Origin of the sequence: Streptomyces sp. NBC_01304, assembly GCF_035975855.1 — a bacterium.
Lineage (GTDB): Bacteria > Actinomycetota > Actinomycetes > Streptomycetales > Streptomycetaceae > Streptomyces.
In genome coordinates this window covers 105168-128837 of record NZ_CP109056.1, presented here as the reverse complement: position 1 = coordinate 128837, position 23670 = coordinate 105168, and the positions used below count along the sequence as shown (strand labels likewise).

The 23670-nt window shown below is 69.4% G+C and carries 25 protein-coding genes; 17 read left to right on the top strand and 8 right to left on the bottom strand.

Annotated elements, in window-relative coordinates; translation table 11 throughout:
- Positions 1-209 precede the first annotated feature (209 nt).
- The gene (locus OG430_RS48210; RefSeq protein ID WP_327359659.1) at positions 210-380 is read left to right on the top strand and encodes a hypothetical protein; all 171 of its coding nucleotides are present in this window, start codon (positions 210-212) and stop codon (positions 378-380) included.
- 649 nt (positions 381-1029) lie between these two features.
- On the opposite strand, the gene OG430_RS48205 is transcribed toward OG430_RS48210, so the two are convergent.
- Together OG430_RS48205 and OG430_RS48200 are read right to left on the bottom strand one after the other, a co-directional pair.
- Positions 1030-1917, bottom strand: a complete 888-nt coding sequence (locus tag OG430_RS48205) for an aminoglycoside phosphotransferase family protein (RefSeq protein WP_327359658.1) — start codon at positions 1915-1917, stop codon at positions 1030-1032.
- Complete coding sequence (locus OG430_RS48200) at positions 1914-3317, bottom strand: helix-turn-helix domain-containing protein (protein WP_327359657.1); 1404 nt, start codon at positions 3315-3317, stop codon at positions 1914-1916. Before OG430_RS48200 ends, OG430_RS48205 begins: the two co-directional genes overlap by 4 nt.
- Positions 3318-3481: 164 nt before the next feature.
- On the opposite strand from OG430_RS48200, the gene OG430_RS48195 reads away from it, so the two are divergent.
- The 11 genes from OG430_RS48195 (at position 3482) to OG430_RS48145 (ending at position 11667) form a co-directional block, all read left to right on the top strand.
- On the top strand, positions 3482-3955 hold the full coding sequence (locus OG430_RS48195) for an ATP-binding protein (protein ID WP_327359656.1): 474 nt from the start codon (positions 3482-3484) through the stop codon (positions 3953-3955).
- 128 nt (positions 3956-4083) lie between these two features.
- Entirely contained in the window at positions 4084-4632 is a 549-nt protein-coding gene (locus OG430_RS48190) for a hypothetical protein (RefSeq protein WP_327359655.1), read from the top strand.
- 80 nt (positions 4633-4712) lie between these two features.
- Positions 4713-5120, top strand: coding sequence for a DUF6415 family natural product biosynthesis protein (locus tag OG430_RS48185; RefSeq protein ID WP_327359654.1), 408 nt, complete (start codon positions 4713-4715; stop codon positions 5118-5120).
- Positions 5121-5269: 149 nt separating this feature from the next.
- Complete coding sequence (locus OG430_RS48180) at positions 5270-5470, top strand: DUF5999 family protein (RefSeq protein WP_327359653.1); 201 nt, start codon at positions 5270-5272, stop codon at positions 5468-5470.
- Positions 5467-7032 carry a thymidylate synthase gene (locus tag OG430_RS48175; RefSeq protein WP_327359652.1) on the top strand — a complete coding sequence of 522 codons (1566 nt, stop codon included), beginning with the start codon at positions 5467-5469 and terminating at the stop codon, positions 7030-7032. The genes OG430_RS48180 and OG430_RS48175 overlap by 4 nt, the downstream gene beginning before the upstream one ends.
- Complete coding sequence (locus tag OG430_RS48170) at positions 7029-7592, top strand: nucleoside-diphosphate kinase (protein WP_327359651.1); 564 nt, start codon at positions 7029-7031, stop codon at positions 7590-7592. Before OG430_RS48175 ends, OG430_RS48170 begins: the two co-directional genes overlap by 4 nt.
- Positions 7593-7618: 26 nt before the next feature.
- A complete protein-coding gene (locus OG430_RS48165) occupies positions 7619-8800 on the top strand; it encodes a radical SAM protein (RefSeq protein ID WP_327359649.1) in 1182 nt (393 codons plus the stop codon).
- A complete protein-coding gene (locus OG430_RS48160; protein WP_327359648.1) occupies positions 8797-9399 on the top strand; it encodes a 3'-5' exonuclease in 603 nt (200 codons plus the stop codon). The genes OG430_RS48165 and OG430_RS48160 overlap by 4 nt, the downstream gene beginning before the upstream one ends.
- On the top strand, positions 9396-10013 hold the full coding sequence (locus OG430_RS48155) for an AAA family ATPase (protein ID WP_327359647.1): 618 nt from the start codon (positions 9396-9398) through the stop codon (positions 10011-10013). Before OG430_RS48160 ends, OG430_RS48155 begins: the two co-directional genes overlap by 4 nt.
- The gene (locus OG430_RS48150; RefSeq protein ID WP_327359646.1) at positions 10010-10783 is read left to right on the top strand and encodes an aldo/keto reductase; all 774 of its coding nucleotides are present in this window, start codon (positions 10010-10012) and stop codon (positions 10781-10783) included. Before OG430_RS48155 ends, OG430_RS48150 begins: the two co-directional genes overlap by 4 nt.
- Positions 10783-11667 carry a MazG-like family protein gene (locus OG430_RS48145; protein ID WP_327359645.1) on the top strand — a complete coding sequence of 295 codons (885 nt, stop codon included), beginning with the start codon at positions 10783-10785 and terminating at the stop codon, positions 11665-11667. The genes OG430_RS48150 and OG430_RS48145 overlap by 1 nt, the downstream gene beginning before the upstream one ends.
- Before the next feature lie 77 nt (positions 11668-11744).
- Here the strand turns inward: OG430_RS48145 and OG430_RS48140 are convergent, their stop codons facing one another.
- Positions 11745-13520: an NUDIX hydrolase gene (locus OG430_RS48140; protein ID WP_327359644.1), complete on the bottom strand. Its 1776-nt coding sequence runs from the start codon at positions 13518-13520 to the stop codon at positions 11745-11747.
- Between the two features lie 667 nt (positions 13521-14187).
- On the opposite strand from OG430_RS48140, the gene OG430_RS48135 reads away from it, so the two are divergent.
- Together OG430_RS48135 and OG430_RS48130 are read left to right on the top strand one after the other, a co-directional pair.
- Positions 14188-16161: an ATP-binding cassette domain-containing protein gene (locus tag OG430_RS48135; RefSeq protein ID WP_327359643.1), complete on the top strand. Its 1974-nt coding sequence runs from the start codon at positions 14188-14190 to the stop codon at positions 16159-16161.
- Positions 16158-16733 carry a class I SAM-dependent methyltransferase gene (locus OG430_RS48130; RefSeq protein ID WP_327359642.1) on the top strand — a complete coding sequence of 192 codons (576 nt, stop codon included), beginning with the start codon at positions 16158-16160 and terminating at the stop codon, positions 16731-16733. The genes OG430_RS48135 and OG430_RS48130 overlap by 4 nt, the downstream gene beginning before the upstream one ends.
- 169 nt (positions 16734-16902) lie before the next feature.
- Here the strand turns inward: OG430_RS48130 and OG430_RS48125 are convergent, their stop codons facing one another.
- Positions 16903-17439 carry a histone-like nucleoid-structuring protein Lsr2 gene (locus tag OG430_RS48125; protein ID WP_327359641.1) on the bottom strand — a complete coding sequence of 179 codons (537 nt, stop codon included), beginning with the start codon at positions 17437-17439 and terminating at the stop codon, positions 16903-16905.
- A gap of 627 nt (positions 17440-18066) precedes the next feature.
- On the opposite strand from OG430_RS48125, the gene OG430_RS48120 reads away from it, so the two are divergent.
- Together OG430_RS48120 and OG430_RS48115 are read left to right on the top strand one after the other, a co-directional pair.
- Positions 18067-18882: an MmyB family transcriptional regulator gene (locus tag OG430_RS48120; protein WP_327359640.1), complete on the top strand. Its 816-nt coding sequence runs from the start codon at positions 18067-18069 to the stop codon at positions 18880-18882.
- Between the two features lie 13 nt (positions 18883-18895).
- Entirely contained in the window at positions 18896-19834 is a 939-nt protein-coding gene (locus tag OG430_RS48115; RefSeq protein WP_327359639.1) for an MBL fold metallo-hydrolase, read from the top strand.
- A gap of 97 nt (positions 19835-19931) precedes the next feature.
- Here OG430_RS48115 and OG430_RS48110 read toward each other — a convergent pair whose 3' ends face one another.
- Together OG430_RS48110 and OG430_RS48105 are read right to left on the bottom strand one after the other, a co-directional pair.
- The gene (locus tag OG430_RS48110; RefSeq protein WP_327359638.1) at positions 19932-20471 is read right to left on the bottom strand and encodes a hypothetical protein; all 540 of its coding nucleotides are present in this window, start codon (positions 20469-20471) and stop codon (positions 19932-19934) included.
- 73 nt (positions 20472-20544) lie between these two features.
- Positions 20545-20742 carry a hypothetical protein gene (locus OG430_RS48105; RefSeq protein ID WP_327359637.1) on the bottom strand — a complete coding sequence of 66 codons (198 nt, stop codon included), beginning with the start codon at positions 20740-20742 and terminating at the stop codon, positions 20545-20547.
- Positions 20743-20905: 163 nt separating this feature from the next.
- Between OG430_RS48105 and OG430_RS48100 the strand changes: the two genes are divergently transcribed.
- The gene (locus OG430_RS48100; RefSeq protein ID WP_327359636.1) at positions 20906-21886 is read left to right on the top strand and encodes a LuxR C-terminal-related transcriptional regulator; all 981 of its coding nucleotides are present in this window, start codon (positions 20906-20908) and stop codon (positions 21884-21886) included.
- Between the two features lie 75 nt (positions 21887-21961).
- Here the strand turns inward: OG430_RS48100 and OG430_RS48095 are convergent, their stop codons facing one another.
- Both OG430_RS48095 and OG430_RS48090 read right to left on the bottom strand, forming a co-directional pair.
- Positions 21962-22204: an Lsr2 dimerization domain-containing protein gene (locus OG430_RS48095; protein ID WP_327359635.1), complete on the bottom strand. Its 243-nt coding sequence runs from the start codon at positions 22202-22204 to the stop codon at positions 21962-21964.
- A gap of 53 nt (positions 22205-22257) precedes the next feature.
- A complete protein-coding gene (locus OG430_RS48090; protein ID WP_327359634.1) occupies positions 22258-23337 on the bottom strand; it encodes a PhlD in 1080 nt (359 codons plus the stop codon).
- Positions 23338-23670: the final 333 nt, after the last annotated feature.

The following is a 23670-nucleotide window of genomic DNA, read 5'->3' as shown; positions in this document are numbered from 1 at the left end:
CCGCTACCTGATCGCCCCCTTCGCGCTCGGTCTACTCCTCATGATCATCAGTCAGCTGCGAGACCTCTTCACGTAGCTTGCCGCTCCCGGAGATGGCCTGCGCAGAAACTGAGAGGCAACGACCCGTGCCAGATGAGCCAGACCAGTCCAGCACCACCCGCGAGGTACTGACGGTCTTCCGAGTCCTGCTCCAGGGAGTGGGCCTACTCGTGGGATTACTGTTGGCCCTGGTGCTCATGTGTGCCCCAGTCGCGTACCTCGTCTACTGGCAGTACAAGGAACTCGGGCTCATCGCCACGATCGCCGTCCACGTCTTGATCATTTCGCTGCTCCGCCTGCTGACGATCTGGAGTCAGGCCCGCCGTCGCGCGCGCTCCTAGACCACGCTGCTGGGGTGCTCACGCCCCGACGCCGCCAGTCCCGGATGCCCGGGAGGCCTCTTGCCGTGCTCCTACAGCGAACCACCGTCCCGGTGAAGGGTCTTCCACCTCGTGGAAGACCGGAACCCGCGGGTCGCTGAAGGGGATGGTGGATCCGTGCGACCAGCGAGAGAGCTCGCCGGCGTGCCGGAGGCCGTATACGAAGGCGACCCCGGACTGACGTGACGCGGCCGCCGTCAGCGTGCCAAGCAGATTCATGATCAGCTCGCCGCCTCGGACAGCTGCGCAAGTTGCCACGTGGAGCCAGGCCGGCTCGGCTCCATCTCGCAGGGCCATGATCCGTGCCGGCTTCCCCATGATGGGGACAGTCGGCTGCCGCGCGTCGTGGGCTGGTGGCGGGCCCCACAGGTCGACCTCGACGATTTGGTCGGCTCGGATGAGGCGGTCGTCAGCGAGACGCAGCCAGGTGATCGCGGCCATGAATGGTCCCTTCGTTCCTTGATCGGGAACGGGACCGTACGGGCGCGGGACTGTGGACAGAGGAAGCCGTGGTGTCGGGAGACCGCCGGAAGCCCGCGTTCGTTCGGGGGAGTGGCGGAGCCCTTCAATGCCGCGACCGGCCGGTCTGACTTGAGCTCGTCTCCCGCAGCTACATGATTCCCTTCCAGCGCCAGGGGCGTGGTCCGCAACGGCCCCGGAGGCAGTCAACTCGGTGCTGTGCCTGGCCAGTCCACTCGCTGTTGCTCGCCGCGTGCTGCGCTGCGTAGGTCGTCATCCGTAGCTCGCGTGCGCTCGCAAGGATCGGGTAGCCGGCCCATTCCGTGACGTCGTGTCCGTAGGTCGTGCAGAACTCCTCGTACTCCGCCGCGTTGACAGCCCCAGTCGTCGTCCTGCGTACCGCGGTGGAGACGAGGTCCCACTCGGGCGGGCCGATCGAGAACCGTTCCAGATCCATCATCAGCGGGCCCTGGCTGGTGCGGACGAGGTTGCCTGGCCAGGCGTCACCGTGAACAGCCGACTCAGGGAGCCCAGCGGGCCGCTCGGCCCAGGCGCAGACGAGGTCCTGGTGCAGCTGGCGGAGCCATTCCGCATCGTCGGCGGACAAGGTCGTTGCCGCGTCGAGGCGCTCGGGGATCCGCACGAAGGGATCGAGGTACCCGAGGTTGATATCCGGAGCGGGAAGCGAGTGGAGGGTCAGCAGGAGGCGGGCGACATCTGCCGGGGTTCCGTGCTCATGGTCAGGTAGTTCCTGCCAGAACGTGACCGGCCGTCCGGTGATGACTGCTGGCTGTGTGACGTCGACGAGGCGTACGGCCGGCACGTTGTTGTCGGCTAGCCAACGGGCGACGCGCACTTCGCGGGCTGCTGTCCTCGCCTGTCCCTGCCGAGCGATGCGAACGATCACGCGTTGTGCCGGCAGTCGCCAAATCTGATTCTCGGCGAGCCGGAGTGGCTCAGCATCGAGGGGGTCCAGGCCGACTTCGCGGCAGGCTTGTTCCAGGGTGGCCCGGGCGGGGGCGGCGGGCGAGGTGGTCATGCGGAGACGGTAGCGGCGATGCGTTCCCGCAGAGCAACAGCGTCCTGGATCTTGGGGTGTTTGGCGGCGAAGGCTCCGAGCTGGCGCAGGTCGTCGGCGGCGCGGCGGGAGGTGAGGCGGCCTACCTCATCGAGCGCATCGTGCCCGACCTGGGCAGCCTGCCGCGGGTCACCGGCGGCCATGAGTAGTGCTGCGAGCTTGGTGCGCGAGATGGCTCGGGAGCGTTTGAAGGCGTCGCTGTGCCCGTGAACCGCCATGGAGAACCGCTGGGCAGCCCGCCGGGGGTCCTGGCCGGCGAGCATCGCGAGGTCGAAGAGGGCGTGGGCGGTGTCACCCGCGTGCTGGGCGGCGTCGTAGTACTGCATCCATTCCGGGTCGTCGGTGGGGCGGGCGCGGGAGAAGGCTTCGTCGGCCTGGCCGACGGCCACCATGGTGTCCCGGACGTTGCCCATCTTCCCGAACGCGCGGGCTCGGGCGGTGTGGAGCATGGCCTGCATGGTGGGGGTGAGCCGGTCGGATCGGACCAGGCCCTTCTCCGCGTACGTCAGCCCGTCGTCCGGTGCTCCGATCCAGACGGCTTGCCGGGCGAGGAAGCTGTAGGTCTTGGCGCGCAGGTGCCAGTCGCCGGCTTCCTCCGCGCAGTCCGCGGCGAAGGTGAAGGCCTTCGTGGCGTCATCGTGCGCGTAGGCGTCGAAGGCGGAGGCGCCGACCACTATGCCCAGCCGTGAGACGGCGGCGAAGAGGTCGTGGTGCAGGTGCTCCGGGCATTGCACTTGTACGAGTCCGGCGGTCCACTGCAGAGCTCGCCCGGCCACGCTGCGAACGATTCCGCCGCCGCCGAATTGGTTGTCCCAGCTGCTCAGCGAGGTGGCGAACTCCCGGATCTGGGCGATCTCGTTGGGGCTGATCCGGTTCGGGTGGGGCAGCTCGGCGGGGGCGAAGGCCTGGGCGAGTTCGTAGGGAGCAAGTGCGGCGAGGCCGCCGAGGTGAAGGAAGTTACGTCGGTCCACAGACTCACGGCTCCCGGTGCGAGGCGATGATTCGTCTCTGCCCAGGATGCTGCTTGTGTACGGCTGAGCAACTCCCGGCCGGGTGCGCTGAGTTCGCTTATCGGCATCAGCCCGCTTTTTTTCGGCATCACGGGTGCCGAAGACCATTGGCCAGGCCCGGTCGAAGAGGCCCTCGGTGCCCAGGACGTTATCGAGGCGCTGGGCCACGACCTGTCGGCAGCTGGGGTAGATGCCCTTCTCGATCAGCAGGATCATGTCCCCGCTGACCTGCACAAGCAGCCCGAGGGCGTCTGCCGACAGTTCCTCGGCGAGGCGGCGCGTTCGCAGTTCGTTGCCGAACCACTCCTGGGGTGAGGCACCTGGATTGAGCTTCTTCATCGGCTGCGGCATGTCCTGCCCCCGAATTCGGTGATGCCGAACTTTTTTGTTGTCGGCATCAGGCTCTGCACGCTCTGGGCCTGCTCTGCCTGAATGGTTGCGGATCGAATCGGTCTCAGTACACACCGCAACCACCCCTTGTTGAAGGGGGTTCAGGCAAAGCGGACGGAGCAGCGATGGAAGTTCTCCTCAGCGACCCGGGGCAGGGCACTCCGGGGTCTACCGCGGCCAGAAATGCTCAGGGGCAGCTCGACATGTCCTTCAATATCTGCCCACGAGACCTCGGCTTCGTACGACGCGTCATCGCCACGTACATGACCTGGTGGCACGTCGGTGACCATGCGGCCTGGCGCATGGCGATGGCCGTCAATGAACTGCTGACGAACGTCCTTCAGCACACTGAAGCGGACGAGGAAGGCCGCCGGCTGACCCGGCTGCTGGTCCAGCAAGTCCCTGACGGCGTCACCGCGATAGTCAGCGACCAGGACACGCAGGTGCCGGTCCACGCCGTGGCTTCCCTCTCCGGCGAGAGCGGTAGGGGCTGGCACATTCTGCGGGACCTGGCCGATGAAACCTCCGTCACGCGCACCACCACTGGCAAGGACATCTGGCTCTTCATCGCTGACCCGCCCCCTGCCGAGCAGCCCTGACCACTCAACTTGCTCCGGAGCCCCGATTGCCTCCCGTCGCGCTCATCTCAGAGACCCTCTTGAGCCAGAGACCGAACAGACCCATTCCTCCTACGCAACCCGAGCTGCCCGCCGGCGAGTTAGTGACCTTGAACGCTAACCCGGGCCGCGCTGGGGGCGCTCCGGAAGGTCAGGCCAAGCCCACCGGAGCGACCGAAGAGACGGACGACTCCGCTTGGATTCGCCGCCTGGCCGGTCTGGTCCGCGCCGTTCAGGGCCTGGACGCAGAGACAACTTGGCGGCAGCCGCTCGGCTCCGCCTTCGACGTGGTGGTGTTCTCCGCGATGGAGCGGGGCCACCGGGTGGTAGCCGAACTCGACGCGCTGCAGCCCGGCGGCTGTGGGCCAGTTGTGGCGCAGCACGGTCTGCCCTGGCTGTACGCCCTCGTCCCGCCGGGCACGCATGCCCGCTGGGTGAGCCCCTACGCGGTCTGCTACGGGCGGCCCAGGCAGTGGATGCTCATGCCTCCGGCGAGCCACACCCATCCGTTCGGCACGTACTGGCTGCGCCCCATGCGGCACACCCATCTGGTCGGGCCCGGCATGCTCGCCCAGGCGCTGAGCCGGCATCGGCCGGAGCCTCCGCCCGCCCCGGCTCCGAAGCCGCCGGCGGGTGGCCCGATAGCAGGTGCCTCGTGACGGCCAGCCTCCTCATCGGGCTCACGGCCGTCGGGGCCATGGCCATCTTGATCAGCATCCACCAACGGAGGGCCGCGCCCATGAGTAAGGCACCGTCGGTCACCGTCGATCCGCGCGAGGACCTCGAGGAAGTCCTGGCCTACGACATCGACGTCCCCACAAGCCTGCCGCACCCGGACCGCAGCCTCGAGCAAACAGAGCGCCTGTGCGAGTACCTGGCCCAACTGGTCGAGGAGGTGCGCGCGAAGCTGGCGCACTTCCCGCGCGAATCCGCGCTGCGCCGGCGGATACAGGTGACCCTTGGCGAGGCGGACGTACGCCTGACCGCCCCCGCCGCACGGCGAGCACCCGTAGCCGCAGCTGCCCGGGCCGTGCACACCGGCTTGCTGGTCCAGGCAGTCCTCCGCGCGAGTACCGAGCTCGACGAGGCGACCGCGCACGGGGAGCACACCCGAACTGCTCGCCCCCCTCAGCGCCCCACCGAGTGACCACGCCTTCGACGCGGGCCCCCTGCCGTTCTGAGGGCCGGCCGCGACCCACTGGGTTCGCCGTGGTGCGGCCACCGGCGCGCTCGCGGAGCCGAACTCGCAGCCCTCGGCCCATTCCAGGCCGTTCCCATCACGCAAGGAAGACGATCATGTGCCTGCACCAGCCGCATTGCCCGACCACGGCCGACAGCGATCGCGAGGCCGCGGTGAGGGTGGCGCACCACCCACAGCAGGGATGGTCCCTGCTCTGCAACGGGGTGGTGCTCTTCGACGACACCGGAGAGTTACTGCCCGACGGTCAGATCGTGGCACCCCACCGGGACGTGCTCGCGCGGCCGGTCGCCGCATGAGCGGCGGGGGAGAGGGGCGTCGGGCCGGGTTCCGGTCCACCGACCGGCTCTCCGACACCGGTCACGTACTCCTGCGCCAGATCCACGAAGGCCGCTACGCAGTCGGCAAGCGGCTCCCGCCGGCATGGCAGCTGTCCGAGCGGCTCGGCGTGGCGGACCAGACAGTGCGGGCTGCGCGGCAGCAGCTGGCCATGTATCGGGTGCTGGAATCCGACGGGCAGCAGCATCTGAGGGTGGCCACGAGAGCACGGTGGCGCGTGGAGGTGCCTGAGGCGCCGCCTGAAGCCGTGTCGCTGGCTGCGATGTTGCGCAGTCGGATCGCGGATGGCTACTACCCTCTCGGCACCCGGCTTCCCGCCCTGCACAGGCTGGCCCGGCAGTGCGCCGCTCACCCCGGCACCGTCCGCACCGCCCTGCGACTGCTGGCCGTTGAGGGCCTGCTCGCCCTCCAGCCTCGGTTCGGCGCCCTGGTCCTCGAGCGCCCCTCCGCTCCGGCGACGACCGCGGATCCCGACGGACTCATCCACGGAGGATTCATGCACGCGATGCCGAACTACCCGAATGTTGAAGGCGCCTACCTGGCGCTGCTCCGGCGGGCCACCCAGCAGCACGAGCACCGCATCGCCGCGCGCGGCAACCACGCCCGGGAGGTGATCGGCGCCGGGTTCCAGCTCGATGACCCCCGCCAGCGCCTGCCCTACCTCGCACAGCGCCGAGCGAACCCGATCTTCCAATGGGCCGAAGCGCTCTGGTACCTCGCCGGCCGCCGCGACCTGGAGATGATCGGCTACTACGCGCCCTCCATGCGCGCCAGCTCCCGCGACGGCATCCACCTCGGCGGATCGGCCTACGGCCATACCCTGTTCACCCCGGCCGCCAGTGACGTGCTCTCCCCGTTCCACCAGGTCCTTGAGCTGCTGCGCACCGAGCAGGACTCCAAGCGCGGATACCTCCAGGTCTTCTCCTCCGGCGAACTCGCCATCGAGGACAACCCCGACGTGGCGTGCCTCGCCGGCCTGCACCTCCTGCCGCGCGACGGCCAGCTGCACATGGTGTGCAACATGAGGGCCAACGACCTCGACTGCGGCCTGCTCTCCGACGTCTTCAGCTTCACCGTCATCCACGAGTTCGCCGCCGTCCAACTCGGCCTGGAACTGGGCACCTACACCCACCTCATCAACGCGGGCCACGTGAACGACGCCAACGCCCAGCGTGTCCAGCGCGTCCTCGACGAAGCAGATACCCGGCCCCCGGTCACCTTCGACTTCCCGTCCATGCCGAAGGACACCACCGAACAGACCGTGACCCTGCTCCTCGAACACGAGCAGGCGCTCAGGACCAACGAGGCCCGCTACAGCGCCGCACACATCCGCGGCCTTGACGTGGACCCGTACTGGCAGCAGGTCCTCCTCCTCTTCGAGGTCTACCGGCAGCTCCAGCACGAGAAGACCGGCCAGGTGGACCGGCAGATCATGACCGCGCTGCAGCCGGGGCTGCGCTGGCTGCTGGCCCAACGCTGGCCCCAGTGCGCGGCCGCGGCGGAAGACGGCGGTGCCCGGTGAGCCGCAAACCCGCCAGCGGCACGGTGGTCGAGGGCGTCGACTTCGCCCGCTGGGCCGTGATCCTGTGCAAGCCCGACGCGGTCGAGCGGGGCCTGGTCGGCGCCGTTCTGGACCGGATCGCCGACGCCGGCGTCACGGTCACCGACCGGCTCGACCTGACGGCCGAGGCCTGGCAGGCGCACGTCCACTACTGGGACCTCCTCGTCGACGCCGACTGGTTCCCCGACCGAGACATCCCCGCCTGCCTGGACGACGCGTACGCCGGCCGCCGCGTCACCATCGCCCTCGCGCACGGCGAGCCCGGCCTGCACACCCAACTCCGCAAGCTCCTCGGGCACTTCGACCCGTCGCAGGCCGCGCCGGACACCATCCGCGGCGCCCTCGGCAACGACAGCCTTCAGGCCGCCCTCGCCGGCAAGCGCCTGGTCCGCAACCTCGTGCACACCTCCGATGACCCGGAAGCGGCCCGCCGCGACTTCGGCACCTGGTTCGGAGCCCGGCGCCGCGTCCTGCTCACCGCCCCCTCCCTCCCGCTGCAGCCCTCGCGCGGCGACGGCTGAACCTTCCCCCTGCTCTGGAGGCCCTGATGGTCACCGCCACGCACCGCCGCCCGCTGCCGATCCTGAACAAGGAGCAAATAGGCGCGCTCAAACCGGAGTTGGCCGACCCGGTGGAGTACCGCAAGTCCGGCCTGAGCGTGAACTGGATCGTCGGCTGCCCTCTGGAGTGCGCCTACTGCGTGCGCCACCTCTTCGACAACTTCGACCTGAAGACGCCCCGCCGGCTGATGACCGACGAGGAGGCCGTCGCCCTGCTGGTCGGCCACCCCTACTTCCGGCCGCACCAGACGCCGCTCCAGCTCCTCAACCGCGCCACCGACCCGATGCTCCCCATCGTGAAGCCGCACCTGTTCAAGGTGCTGCGCATGCTGGACGAGCAGGGGCTGACCAACCACGTCCTGATCATCACCCGCTGGAAGGTCGACGAGGAGGACTGCGCGGTCCTCAACTCCTTCGCGAACCTGCGCCTGACCGTGCTGGTCACCCACTCCGGCATCGAGCACGGCGGCATCGAGCCGGTCAACTCCACCATCGCCGCCGACAGTCTGCGCACCCTGTACGCCAACGCCGACCGGTACCGCACCGTCCACTACTGGCGGCCGATCGTGCCCGGCCTCAACGACTCCGACGAGCACCTGGAGCGCGCCCGCGAACTGTCCCTGAGCGCGCACGCCACCGTGTTCACCGGCCTGTTCTACCGGGACGAGATCGCCGCCTACTACGAGTCGGTCGGCCTGCCCTCGCCGTACGAGGGCACCGCCCGCCGCAAGATCATGCCGGAGGAGGCCGAGCAGCGGATCCTCGAGGCATTCGCGAACCCGCAGCCCGGCAAGGAGTGGGGGACCTTGTTCCGCAAGACGAGCTGCGGGGTCGCCTTCGCGCACGGGGAGGCCGACTACAACGGGCATTACGGCATCCGCGAGTTGTGCGAGATCTGCCCGCCCAAGCAGCTCGCACTGTGCCGCAAGGCCTGGATACGGCCCGACCTCGCCGCCGTCACCCAGCAGGCCCGTCTCCTCGGCGCGACCGGCGAAGTTGAGGTCAACGACCGTGCCATCGTCGTGGAGGGACTGGACGAGCCGCCGCGCTACTACCTGCAGCACGGCTTCGGCTACCAGTGCCACGACCGCGCCAAGCCCCACCACTACCGCCAGCACGGCCGGGCCCCCATCGGCTGGCAGGCGGAGGACGGACCCGACTCCGAATGAACTTCACCGCCTGGCCGCCGCTGCTCGTCGTCGACGTCGAGGGCAACGGCGGTAACCCGCCCGACCTCGTCGAGGTCGCCGCCCTGCCCGTACGCGACGGGCACCTGGACGCCACCACGGCCGGCGCCTGGCTGACCCGCCCGAAGCAGCCGGTCACCTTCCACGCCGCGAGGATCCACGGCCTGACCAATGAGAAGCTCGCCCACGAGCCCACCTGGCCCGAAATCGCGGGCCAGGTCCAGGAGCTGCTCGGCACGTCGTGGATCTGCGCGCACCGCGCCCACACCGAATACCAGGTGCTGACCGCGCACCTGCCCACCTGGGCGCCGGACGGAGTCCTCGACACACTCCGCCTGGCCAAGGCGACCTTTCCGGGGCTGCGCAAGTACTCCCTGGACGCGCTGATCGAGCACGCCGAGCTGGACCTCAGCGCCGCTCCCGCCCAGCGCCACCGCGCCACCTTCGACACCTACGCCACGGCGCAACTCCTGATCGCCATGGCCGGCCACTACGACACCTGGGACCAGCTCGTCGCCGCGGCCGTGCCGCCCGGCCTGCCCGGTGCCCCCCAACCAGAAGAGGAACCCACCCTGTGGTGACCGCGACCTCCACGACCGCTCCCATCCGCATCGGCGTGATGGGAGCCCACTCCACCGGCAAGACCCTGCTCCTCCAGCGCATCGAGATGACGCTGCGCGGCTACGGCATCCCGGTGAACCGCACCGGTCAACTCGGCAAGCGCGCCGCCCTCGTTCCGCTGCCCAAGATGCAGCACCACACCGTGGCCTCCACCGAGTGGGTCCTCGCCCAGGGCATCGCCGACGAGATCGCCGCAGCCGCCCGGCCGGGCCCCGAGCCCATCCAGGTCGTCCTCGCCGACCGCGCCGCCTGGGACGCGCTCGCCTACTGGCACGCCGCCCAGGAATGGCGCCAGGAGACACCGCACCGGCACGACCGCGAGCGGCTGCTCGTCCTGGCAGCCACCCAGGCCCCGAAGTACCACCTGCTCCTGGCCACCGCCCTCGACCCGGACATCCCGGTCGACAGCCGGCACGCCTACGACACCCGCTACCGCACCCTGGTCGACCAGCACACCCACCGCCTCCTCGCCGCGGAGGGAATCGAGCACCACCGGGTGACCAGCGACCCGGACAGTCAGGCCCGCGCCGTCGACCGAGCCGTCAAGCTCTGCCTCAAGGAGGCCGTCGTATGAGCCGCGCACCGGCCGGCACCATCACCCTCGCCGGCAAGACCGTCTCCCGCCTCGGGTTCGGAACCATGCGCCTGACCGGCCCCGGCACCTGGGGCGACCCGACCGACCGGGACACCGCGCTGAACGTGCTGCGCCAGGCCGTCCACGACCACGGCATCACCCACATCGACACCGCGGACGCCTACGGCCCGCACACCGTCGAGGAGTTGATCCGAGACGCCCTCCACCCGTACCCGCAGGACGTGCTGATCGCCACGAAGGTCGGCATGATCCGCCCCGCCCCGGAAATGTGGGCCCCGCACGGGCACCCCGCCTACCTGCGCGCCAGCGTCGAGGCCAGCCTGCGCCGGCTCGGCGTCGAGCGGCTCGAGCTGTGCTACCTGCACCGCATCGACCCGGAGATCCTGCTCGACGACCAGGTCGCCGTCCTCCAAGCCCTGCAGCAGGAGGGCAAGATCGGGCACATCGGCCTGTCCAAGGTCACCCCCGAGGACATCCGCCGGGTCCACAAGGAACAGCCCGTCGCCGCGGTACAGAACGCCCTCAGCATCATCGACCGCGACGACCCGGCCCTGGAACTCTGCCGTGACCTCGACATCCCGTATGTGCCCTACCGGCCGCTCGGCGCCGGCAGCCTCGCCCAGTCGCACGGCGTTCTGGCCGCGCTGGACTGGCTCCTCAACCTCGGCTCGCACGTCGCCCCGATCCCCGGCACCAGCAACCCCCACCACCTCAAGGAGATCGTCACCGCGGTGGCGGGGTGGGTCTGATGCACGCCCGCGCCGCGGCCACCGCGACGTCGGCCCGCCCGCGGGCACCGTACGAGAACTGGCGCCCGCCGCTCCTCGGCGTCTGTCTCGTGGTCCCCGTCGAAGGCGGCGGGCTGCTCATGGCCGAACTCCACGGCGCTCTCATGCTTCCCGTCGGGCCTATGACCGAGGAGCAGACACCCGAGCAGGCCGCGAACGTGGTCCTCCAAGGCACCGCGCACGGTCTGCCGGGCCTGCGGTGCGTCGTCGTGGACGAAGCACAGATGCGGCGCCGGAAGGTCACCGTCTGCGTACTCATCACCGATCCGCTCACCCGAGCAGAGGCCCGTCACCTCACCTACCGCGACCCGCGGGCGTACCTGCGGATCATCCCCACCGAGGAAGCGATCGCCGCGCTGCCCGAGCAGGGCCGTCCGCGCGCCGAACTCGCCCTGCAGGCCCCCGCTGTCGGACCCGTCGCCCGTCTTGTACGGGGACTCCCGGCAGTCCTGCGCCCGAGGTCCGCGGCCCTGCTCCGTCGACCACCAACAGCACTGAGAGGAACGGTCATGACCGCCGACATGTGGGCCAACATCGCCCGGATCGCGAAGTGGTTCAAGGAAGAGAACCCCGGCCTTGACGAGATGCACTTCCAGTCGCTGCTCGTACACAAGCTGACCGAGGAGGTGGGCGAGGTGGCCGAGGCCCTCATCGGAGTGACAGCCTTCAACCCGCGCAAGGGCAAGACCCACACCATCGACGACGTCAAGAAAGAACTCTGCGACGTCATCGCCACCGCCGCCGTCAACCTGTGGGCCATCGACGCCAACGCCGCGGACACCTACACGTCGCACCTGCAGCGGATCGCTGAGCGGGCCGACGGGCGAATCGCTCAGCCCAGCTGACGGCCACCTCCTCGGCTGTCGGGCACTGCTCCATGGACGGGGCGATGCCCGACAGCCGAGCCGCAGCGGCCGTTCGCCTACAGCCCGTGCTGTTTCAGGAAGCGACGCAACTCGGGCGCCATGACGAGAAGTTCCGTCGGATCGCTCACCCACTGGTGGCGGTCGTGCTCGGAAAGGACCACCGGGGCGCACTTGTCGGGGACGACGGTGAAGACGAACTGCCGGCTGATGCGGCCGCGGGCGTTCAGGTAGTCGTAGTGCCCGAGGTACGTGTCGACCCTGGCGATCGGCAGGCCGGTCTCCTCATCCAGTTCGCGCAGGAGGCCGTCGACGATGGACTCCGCCCCGACGCCACCGCCGGGGATCTCCCAGCTGCCGCCGAGGTAGTCGTCCGGGTTTCGGCGTACGACGAGGACGTGTTCGTTTTGCACGATCAGGCCAGCTGCGACGAGGTCGCGGATGCCATCAGCGTGGGCCTGCTCTTCCAGGGCAGCGCTGAGTCCGCTCAAGGCCGTGTAGCGGGCCAGCGGGCTCATGGGCCGATCGCCCATGTTCTTGGGGTCGACGAAGGCGAGGTCGGTGCCTTCGGTCAGGACCAGGTCGGCGGGGTCGCCGTCCCAGCGTCCGCGAAAGACGTACGTCAAGTGCCCGGTGTCGTCGGCGCGATGGGTGAGCAGATGCTCGAGGGGGATCCGCAGACCGATCTCCTCGTCGACTTCGCGCAGGATCGTGCCCCGGGGTCCGGCGTCCGCGGCTTCGGGCTTGCCTCCGTTGGGGGACCAGGTGCCCGGCCAGCAGATGCCGGGCCGGTCATCGCGCCGGTGCATGAGCAGGTGTCCGTCGGCGTTGGAGATCAGGGCGAGAGTCCCATAGCCGTACGGGGCGGGCTTGGGGGTGATGAGGTCCAAGACTCGCCGGGTGTCCGCCTTCACCGAGCCGTGCATGGGCACGCGGTCGAAGTCGGCCGGGTCGATGAAGGCAAGGTCGGTGCCTTCGGTCAGGACCAGGTCGGCCGGGTCGCCGTCCCAGTATCCGTGCAGCACGTGGACCGGGTAGCCGTCCGAGTCGATGGTGAACATCGCCGTCAACTCGACGTCCTGCAGCCCGACTTCCTCGTACAGCTCCCGCACCCCGGTGGCGTGCGGATCAGCGTCGGCCGGCTCCGCGCCGCCGCCCAACGGTGCCCACGTCCCCGGCGCCCAGATACCCGGCAGGTCGTCGCGCAAATGCATCAGGACCCGGCCGGCCGCGTCGGTGAGCACCACGAGCGTGCCGTACGGGTCTTCGTCGGCCGCGCGGTCCTCCCGCGGGCGCCCGAGCGCCTTCAACACCCGCGCCCGCAGCACGGGGTCGCCGAGCTCGGAGGGCCCGCGCCATGCGGCGCCGGCGACCTCCTCGACCTGCAGCTCGACTTTGACGCGGCCGTGGACACGGAACAGGAAGCGGACGTCGAAGTGCTGGTGCGCCGGCTCGTTCTTCGCCGGCCGGGCCACGATCGTGTGCACGTCGATGTGCAGCGGCTGATCATCGGCGTAGAACTCCAGGCCGGTGATGCCCGTCTCCTCGTCGATCTCCCGCAGGACCGCGCCGATCAGCGTCTCGTCCGTGTCCTCGCAGTGGCCCCCTGGCTGAAGTCGCCGACCGGACGCCAGGTGGTCCACCAGCAGGACCTGGCCGTCATCGTTGACGATGACGCCGGACACGGTGACATGGCCCGTGAAGTCCGTGCGGCTCGTGGCGGGTTCGCCCGATCCGAACCGCCCGATCAGGGACCGCAACGCCAGCTCCTCGTCGGGATAGCGGCCCAGGTAGGCCGCCACGACGCCCTGCACATGCTCGGCGCGAATCGCCATCCTCGTGCGTCTCCATCCGCTCGGTACCCAAGGCCGGCACACGCCGTCCGCCCGCTCTCGGCCGGCGCGACTGCGCACACGGCGCGCGCCTGGGAGCGGCACCGCCGCGGGGGACAGCAGGTCCGGTGTCAGTGCCGCCCGCGAGAGTGGGCGCCCGCAGCTGGTGCCAGCGCCTTGCCGGAGGGAAACGATGCCGCCGCCCCCGCCGACCGACAATCCCCCGTCCGGGTTACCCCCGGCGGATCACCACTCTCAAGAGTGGTTCGAACTGATCATTACGGCTCGGGCGCCATGGGGCGCCCGGCCCTCCGTCACCTGCTCGAACCTGTGAACGACGCTTCGCTCTCGGGCTCCCGTTACGGCTCTCTGAACAGGCCAGTTGTCCGGTCGCTCACCCCGACGCCCACACCCTTTGGAGACACCGTGAATCCCGTGCCAGCGCCTGCCCGCCTTCACCCTGCGTTCGAGACCATCCCTCCCCGAAGCGCGGCCATCGCGGTCGCCACGTCCGTGCAGAGGCGGCCGGTTGACGCCCGCCGTGCCCCGTTCTCGGCGGCATCACGCCCGTCATCGAGGTGGGGGGCATGAGCGACACCAAGACCCTTGCGCCCGCCCTGCTCGGCGGGGCGCACGCCACCGGCTGGGCCCCCGGCGAGAGTGAGGCCCGATGAAGCGCTCCTTCAGACTGCCCGCACAGACCCCGAAGCAGGCGGCCGCGGACCCGCCGTCCCCGGCGACCGCCCCGGACAGCGGCAGCACTGAGGCGTCCGTCGAGGAGACGCTGGCGCTCAACCATCCCGGCGGCGACAGCCTCGAGTTGGCGGACCTGTTGACCGGGCGCAGCATGGCCCGCCGGCTTCCCTCACTGATCCGGCGCACGTTCGCCCTGGCCTGGGAAGTCGATCGCAAATCGGTCCTCGCGCTGCTGGCCTGCCAGATCGTGTCCGGGGTGTCCGGGGCGCTGGGCCTGCTCGCGATGACCCGAGCCCTGGCGGTACTGATCGAGACGGCCGCCGATCCTGGCCGTCTGCGCGCGGCCGTCCCGGCGGTGGTCGTGCTGGCCGCTATGGCCGGAGTGCGGGCTCTGCTGGGCATCGCCATCGAAGCCCTGTCCAACCGGCTCTCTCCGCGCATCTGCCGCGAGGCGGAGTACAAGATGCTGGAAGCGGCGACCAACGCCGAGCAGAGCGCGTACGACCACCCCGGCTTCAACGACCGCTACGACGCCGCCGAGCGGGGAGTCGACGTCAGCCGGCAGATGATCGGCCAGTCCCAGAACTACATTTCCTCCCTCACCACCCTGATCGCGGCCGGCGCGGTGCTGGCCAGCCTGTACCCGCTGCTCCTGCCGCTGTTGCTGCTGGCCGCGGTACCGCAGGCGATCGCGTCCGTGCGGGGCGAGCGCATCACCTACCTGGCCACGGTCGCCACCCACAAGGACCGCCGCATGATGGGCATGCTCCGCTGGTACCTGATCGCCAAGGACCAGTCCGACCAGGTCCGCACCGACACCCTGGCCCCGTACCTCCTGGAGAAGTACAAGACCAGTGCTGTCCGGGTGGAGGCCACCAGCAACACCGCCACCTTCAAGCGAGCCAAGATCGCCCTGGTGGGGTCCGCCGCCACCGGACTGGCGTCCACCGTGCTGTGGGGCGCCGTCTTCGTCCTGCTGGGCACCGGACGCATCTCGGCGGCCGCCGCCGGCACCGCCGTGTTCGCCCTGCGCTCCGCAGCCACCGGCCTGCAAGGACTCGTCGGCTACGGCCGCGAACTGATGCGCACCGGCCTGTACTTGGACGACTGGGAACGGTTCGTCAACGAAGCCGCCGGCCAGCGCCTCGACCGCGGCACCCTCACGCCGCAGCGCCCCCGCCACATCGCGCTGCGCAACGTCACCTTCCGCTACCCGGAAGCCAAGGACGACACCCTGCACGACGTCGACTTCGACGTCCACCAGGGCGAGATCGTGGCCGTCGTCGGCGAAAATGGCTCCGGCAAGTCGACGTTGATGAAACTCCTGTCCGGACTCAACCTCGCAACCCGCGGTGTCGTCACCTGGGACGGCCGCAGCGTCACCGACCTCGACGCGCACGCGATGTGGCGCCAGACGTCCGTGGTCCCGCAGGACTTCGCCCGCTGGCCCATGACCGCACGGGAGAACATCACCCTCGGCCAGCCTGGCCCCGACGGCGATGTGGCAGCGCGCCGGGCTGCCGCGGCCAGCGGCGCCGACGACGTGATCGCCACCCTCCGCTCGGGGCTCAACACCCTGCTGGCCAGGGAGTGGTGGGGCGGGGTGGCGCTCTCGCCAGGGCAGTGGCAGCGCATCGCGGTCGCCCGCGCGGTCCACCGTGACGCCGGCCTGCTCGTCATGGACGAGCCGACCTCCGACCTCGACCCACGTGCTGAGCACCGGATTTTCACCGGGCTGCGGGACCTGGCGGGCGACCGGGCCGTGGTCCTGGTGACCCACAACCTCGCCAACACCTCGATCGCGGACCGCGTCGTGGTCATGGACAAGGGGCGCGTCGTGCAGATGGGCGCCTTCCACGACCTGGTCAACCAGCCCGGTCTGATGCGGGACTTGTGGCGCCTTCAGCAGGACCGCGACGCCTACCGTCCGGCGAAGGAGGACACGTGATCGACTCCCCGCGGGCGTACTGGGAGCCCCTGTGGGCCGTGGGCCGCCGCTATCGGCAGATCAACGATGCGGAAGCCGGACTGCTCACCGAGCATCTCGGCGCCGGCCGCGGCCGGCCGGCACTCGACATCGGATCCGGCGACGGAATGCTCGCCCAACATCTTCACGACCACCTCGGCTACCAGGTCACCGGCATCGACTGCGCACCCAGCGCCGTCTCCCTTGCCACCACAGCCGCCGACGGCGCCGACGGCAGGCCGTGCTTTCAGGTCATGGACTTCGCCACCGACGATCTGAGCCTGCTGCCCGCCCCGGCCTACGCCGTCATCACCTGCCGGCTGGTGTACCGGTTCGTGGCCGACAAGCCCGCCTTCCTCGACCGGGTCCGCCGCGTCCTGGCGCCGGGCGGGATGGTGTGGGTGGTCACCGAACTGGCCGACCGGCGCGCGGCGGACGACCCGCTCAAGGCCCTGGGCATCACCGCGGCCGAGACCGAAGTCCTCACCTCCGGCTGGTCGAGGGTGACCTCCGTCGACCTCGACCATCTCGCCTGCTACGTCCTGCGTCCGTAGGAAGCGACGACGGTCAGACAGCCGGCCGCCCACGTGCGCGATGCACATCATCTGGCCTTGCTCGGGGGCCAGTCCCGCCGCGGCCACGCCGCGGAAGACGAGGACGCAGAAGCTCTTCGCTTCACCGAGCACTTCACCCCGGAGGTCCCAACGCCGGTACCTGTCCGCCCTACGCGGCCTGCAGGGGGCGCAGGGCCTGCCACCGGGCGTACTCGTCCTCGTGCCGGGCGAACTGCTCGTCGAGCGCGTCGAACTTGGCGGCGCCGTCGGTGCTGGACCGGTCGCGCTGATCAAGCTGCTCCCGCTCGTGCTGCTGCGTGCGCTCGAGCTCGAGGCCCTGGGCCTCCCACGCGGACAGCGCCACGGTGGAGTCGCCGCCGTGGGCCTCAGCCTCGAAGCGGCGGACCAGATGCTCCGGGATACGCCCGCGGCGGCTAACAGCGATGCCCTGCTCGAGCAGCCAGCGCCGCACGACATCAGGCTTCGGGCGCCCCACGGTCCGGTCCACGACGGCCGCGGCCACGGGGGAGTGCGTCTTGCGCCCCGCTCGCACGTACGGGGCAAGCGACTGAACCAGCGCTGCGAAGTTGTCCGCCGACAGGTCGATCTCATACTCCACGCCATCGAGCGCGAAGCGGCGGCGCGCGACGTCGTCCCGCCCGCCGTCAAGGTCGTCGACGAAGTACCTGATGAGGCGCTGTGCCATGTGGAATCTGTTCCTTCAGAGGTGGTTGATGAGGAGGTCGCTTCCCCAGCGAGCGGCGGTCAGGACGTCCAGGCGGCGGTGCATGCGGCCGCGGCGAACCCCGGGCCGCACTGCCCGGCTGATCCGCTTCGGCCCCCCACGCCGAACGACCAGTGCCGTGAGCACCGCACCCCCAGACCAAGAGCTGATGCCACGATGATCTCTACACCACGTCGGTCACTGCACGGTGGGGGCCGGGAACCGCTCGCAGGGGGTACGCGAGGGCCGGGCGACCCGAAGGAATCAGCTCAGGTAGCCACGAACTGGCACACCGCGCAGTCATTGGCCACTGCCGGTCGTCCGCCCGTTCTCTCCGTTCTCTGCTCACACGGGTGCGCGGCTGATCGGGGCAGCACGCTGCCCTCAGGCCCTATGGCGTGCAGGTTGGGACCTACGGCCCACGAGGGGAACTCCGAACTCCCCTATAGTGTTAGGCAGCCCTAACTTGATCTCTACGAGATGGATGGGGCGCCCGAATTCTGTCGTGCTGGCGCGATTCGGCATGTCCTGAGATGGAAGATGCACTGCAGCTCAGGGGCCCGATCACGGAAGAGTGTTCCGCGCCACGAGTGTCGTCGCGAGAAGGTTATGAACCTGCCGAACAAGTCGCAGCAGCAGACGGTGACCCGGGTGCTGCGTCAGGCTCGTGCCCGCAGGAACCCAGCCGACATCCCCGGCTTCGCCGCGGCCTTTGAACCGCGCACCGCCCCCGGCATCCATCAGCGGGAAGTGGCGTACCTCGCCGACGCGAGCAAGAAGTGGTACGGAAACCTCGAAACGGGCAAGCGCCTCAACTATTCGAATCGGTTCCTGCAGGCCGTGCGCCGGGTCCTTGACCTCGAGCCGGCGGAGTGGGACATCGTCTACCGCTCTGCCCGAGGCCAGGCCCCTCCGGTTGAGCTGAGCTCGCCGCCCGCGGCCCGGGAAGTGCCCGAGGCGATGCGGCTCTTCATCCGGGAGCTGAAGCCCTGGAGCGTCTACCTCAGCAACCACCGGTGGGATGTTCTCGCCTATAACGATCAGCTGATCACGGACTATCCGTGGATCCGGCACGGCAACAACGTCATGGAGTGGGTGCTCACCTTCTTCGAGGCCCGTACCCAGCTCATCAACTGGGAGCAGGACTGGGCCCGCCCCATGATTGCTCAGCTGCAGATGCACGCCGAGCAGTGGCCGGACGACGAGGGACTCCACGCGGTGATCGACAAGGTTCGGTCGGATCCCGTGGCCGGGAAGATGTGGGATGCCACGGATCTTCCGACCCTCTCCCACCCGCCGGCCGACCAGACCAGGCGCCTGTACCTGCCCCGGCAGGGCCGCAAGGAGTTCCGCGTGATACTTCTGCCCATGGAGCCCATGGACTTGCGTCACCACCGACTCATGGCGCTCGTCCCCATGGCCTAGCAGAAGGAAGCACGTGCCCAGCCCGCTCCTCCCGGCTCAACAACCGACGCCCGACCCGCGCCTGCACGAGCTCGTCGCAGGTCAGGTCTACGCCCATCTCCAACCGCGGGGAGGATGGTGCGTCAGCAACGCCGGCGTCCTGGCCGGGCCGGACGGCGTGACCCTCATCGACTGCACCGCGACGCCGCGGAGCGCGGCCCGCTTGCGGGCCCAGATCGCAAGTCGGACTCAACTGCCCATCACCAGGCTGGTGATCAGCCATCACCATGGTGATCACCACTATGGGGCGAGCGCCTTCCCCGAGGCCACCGTCATCGCGCACGAGCACACCCGCTCCGCGATCCTGCGCGACGGTCTGAACCTGACCCAGATCTGGCCCGACGCCGGCTGGGGGCAACTTGAACTCACCGTGCCGCAGGTGACGTTCACCGACCGGCTCACGCTGCACCTCGGCAGCCTGCCGGTCGAACTCATTCACTTCGGGCCGGCCCACACCACCGGCGACATCGTGGCCTGGCTGCCTGAACACCGGATCCTCTTCGCCGGAGACCTGGTCTTCTCGCAGGCCACCCCGTTCGTCTTCATGGGCTCGGTCAAGGGGAGCCTGCGCGTCCTGGAGCAGCTGCGCGCGCTCGACCCGCAGGCCATCGTGAGCGGACACGGACCCATCGCCGGCGTCGAGGTCATCGACGAGAACCTTGCGTACCTGAGGTGGATCGACCACCTTGCCGCCGAGGGACTCGCTGCGGGATGGAGTCCCTTGGAGACGGCTCAACGCAGCGACCTCGGCCCGTATCGGGATCTTCCAGAGGCCGAACGGATCGTCGGCAATCTCCACCGCGCCTACGCCGAGCACACCGGACAGCCGCTCGGTGCAGAGCTGCCCATCGGGCCACCGCTTGGCGACATGGTCGCGTTCAACGGCGGCCGCCCCATGCCCTGCACGGTCTGAGCCGCTCCTGCCCGGTGCGTTGCCGCGTCCGCACACACGAGGGCCGGGACGAGTTCGCCGTCCCGGCCGGTGCTGGGCTTGAGGAATGCGGCGTGGGTCAGCCGCAACGTCCCAGCAGACGCGGGTACTTGATCCCGGGCCGGCTGCGCAGGAGGGAAGTGAGGCCGCCGCGGTTGTTCGAGGCCGTGGTGTCCAGGGTGGGGAACGCGTCGGCCAGGGCGTCGGCGACGGTCTCGTCCTCTGCTGTGTAGGACCCGACGAGCGTGGTCCCGGCGCCCTGCTGGATTCTCCCGACCATGCTGGGGCCGAGCTGGGGGATGAGCCGCTGCATCTCGCCGTAGGTGAGCGGCCGGCCGTGGTCGAGGAGCGCGTGGGCCAGGCTGTGCAGGATGTGCCGCTGTGTGTCGCGGCGGCCGGCGCCGTGCGGATGAAGGATTCGCGTGATGCCGGGGGCGGACAGCCGCAGACCGCAGCCGGCGGTAACGCTGTCCATGTAATCGGGCAGCGGACGCAGGATCATCTGCCGACCGGTGATGACTTCTACGTCGCGCAGCAGATGGGGGATGTTGAGGAGGTCCAGGTCTGGCCTTTCGGTCGGCCCGGCCGTCCTGCTGGCGCGCAGTTGGCTCGTTGACATGCGGTGCCTCGAGGTCTCACGTGTGCGGGCGGAGTGGGGAGCGGTGGTACGTGTCGCCTGCTGCGCTGTGACGTCAGCCCCAGTCGCTGTCGGAGTCGCCGGTCGTGGTGAGCGGCGCCCGGCCCCAGTCGCTGTCGTTCTCGCCGGCGGTGATGTGTGTGGCCGACGAGGTGAGGGCGTCGTGGGCAGGCGCGGCGGCCAGTGCCAGGAGCAGTGCGGCAGCGGCGCCGAGCAGGAGCGTGATGGTCCGGTGCAGGTTCTTCGTGGGCATCAGGGTGGTTCCTTCGCTGGTCGGCGGCGTGCAACCGCCGTGCGGGCGTACACGTCTGGCATATGCAGACGGTGGCTCTAGTTCACCGAAGGTCACACCATAAGATCAATGCGTAACGAGCTTCGTACGTACGTAAGGTGCAACACCGGAAGGACAGAGCCGTATGGATGCGGATGAACTGCTTCATTCCGGTGCTATCCCGGCATTGACGGAGGCGGACCTGGCCGTCTACCGGAAGGTGCGCCGCCGGGAAGCGCTCGACCTTGGCGACAAGGAGCACTTCGAGCGGCTGGTGGAACTCAAGCTGGTCGTCGAAGACCCGTACTCCCCGGGCCAGTTCGTGCATACCGGCCGCCGTGAGGCGGAGGCGCTGCTGCGGGAGTCCGCGCATGCGAAGGTCGCCGCGGGTCTGGCCGATCTGCGCGGCCTGCCGGGCCTGCTGGAACAGATCGAACTCGCGCACTGCGCGACGGGGCGGGGCGAGAGCGGGATCGAATGGATCGACGGCCTCGACGCTGTCAACGACGCCATCACCAACGCCTCGCTCATCGCAACGAAGCACCTCCTCACCGCCCAGCCGGGGCCACGCCCTCCCGACAGCCTCGTTCGCTCCACAACGCGAGACCTGGGCATGCTCGCGCGGGGAGTGAGTATGCGCACCCTGTACTCGGGCGCAGGCAGAGCCGTGGAGCACCAGCGGGCCTATGTAGCCCGCGTCACGGCCGCCGGGGCGCAGGTGAGAACGATGACCGAGGAGTTCCACCGCTCCGTCATCATCGACGACTGCGCGTTCGTCCTTGACCACGTGGAAGGGCGTACTCACATGCGGGGGGCCTACTGCATCCGGCATCCCGCCGTCGTGGCGCTGCTGGTCGCGGAGTTCGAACTGAAATGGCATCGCGCCGCAGTGTGGCGGGGGACCGAGGACCCCACCGTGAACACCATCAGCAATGCCTTCCAGCGGTCCGTGCTGCGTGAACTGCTCGCCGGCCGGACGCAGCAGCAGGCGGCAACGGAGCTGAAGGTGAGCTCGAAGACCGTCAACGCCGCGCTGGCCGAACTGCGGCTGAAGCTGGGACACAAGACGCTGGCACAGCTGGTGGGCTGGTGGGCCACGAGCGAGGAACGCCATCTCCCGGACTGATCGCCGGCACCGTGCGACGCAGGCCGGAGCGCCCGCCGTCGATGCCGCGCGGCCCGCGCGGACTGTCCCGCGGGATCAGGTAGTCGAGGAGACGGGGAACGACTCGGCGGGTGGTGCAGCCGTCCAGGCGCCGGGTGCGGTGGTGACTCGCCGGCCGGCCTGGAGGTAGGGCCTGAGGAGCAGCGCCAGCTGGGCGTACGTGTCGGGCGCCAGGTCCACCTCGTACACCCTCCCGTCCAGGGCCACATGATGACGCGCGACATCGCCGCGTTCCCCGGTCAGGTCGTCGACGAGGTACGGGATCAGGCGCTGTGCCATGGCAGGTCCTTGGAAGGCAGACGGGAGGGGAGGACGCAGGAAGCCGACCTGGATCAGGCGTTCCAGGTGGCCGTGCACGCGGCGGCAGCGAAGCCGGGGCCGAAGGCGACCAGGACGCCGCGGTCGCCGTCGGCCGGCGGATCGTCGTGGGTGCGGGAGAGTACGGAGAGCACAGCAACTCCGCCGAGATTGCCTTCCTCGCGCAGGGACGCCCAGGAGTGCCGTGCGATGCGCTGCTTGTCCTCAAGTCCGGTGTCCTGGTCAAGGCCGAGTCCGCGGGCGGCGTCGTCGATGATGCGCGGGCCGCCGGGGTGGATGACGGCGAAGTCCGGTGTGTGCAGGCCGCGCTGGGCCAGATATGCCGTGAGGGCGGGCATCACGTCGGATGTGGCCGCGACGGCAGCCTTTGTGGAATCGAAGTGCAGCCCGGCGCCGTCGAGCCGCCCGGAGTAGCGCGTCTGGCTGGAAGGCAGCAGGTACTCCCAGGTGGAGTCGATCCGAAGGCCGGGCCCCAGAGGGGTGTCGCTGACCACGCAGGCGCCGGCGGAGTCCCCGAACAACGACTTGTAGATCATGGACTCGGTGCTGGTGTCGCGGTGGTTGTAGACGGTGCTGAGCGTCTCGGCGACCACGACCAGGACCCGGCTGCCGGGGTGGGCTCGTACGAACTGGGCTGCTTTGACCAGGCTCTGGGCGCCGCCGGCGCATCCCAGGGTGCTCATGGGCATGCGCGCGACGTCCGGGCGCATCCCGTCGATGTTCTGCACGAGGTGCACGTCGAGGCCCGGCACTGTCCAGGACGTGGTGTGGCTGCTCACTACGCAGTCGATGTCACCGGGGGCGAGGCCGGCGTCCGCGATGGCCCGGCTCGCCGCCTGCACACCGAGAGCCGCGGAGTCGGCGAAAGCGGCTTGGTTCCGTTCGGTGATCCGGGCATCGCCGCCGACCACGGCATCGGTCAGGGGGCGGCTGAAGTGCCGGCACGCGACCTGGGTGTGGCGGGCGATCCGCAGGTTCCGGGCGATCTTGGGGTCGTCCCCGTGAGCCCGCGCGATGTCGTCGCAGATGTCGTCCATGGTGACCGGGTAGGCACCCAGCACGATGCTGGGCCGGGTGACATGGGCGTGCGTCATGGGAGCTCCGAGGCAGAACGGACGAATGGGCCGCAGGAGGCTGGACGCGCACGGTGGGGGGAAGTGCGGTGCAGCAGCCGGCGAAGCCGTGGGCGCGGTCTGGGTGCGGACCGCGGGACCTTCCTGCCCCACGGGGTTGGGGGGCAGAGCATTGCTCGGACTGCGGCACTTGAGTTCATTGCAATCGCAGCGGACCTCGTGCTCCTGCGTGGTGGTGAAGAAGTCTCGACTGGTTCGCAGGCGCACGTGCGTGAGCGCAATCTAAGCGAGGTGTGCGGACGATGACTATGCGAGCCGTCACATCAGCGATAGGAAAGTGTCCTACCAGTTCGG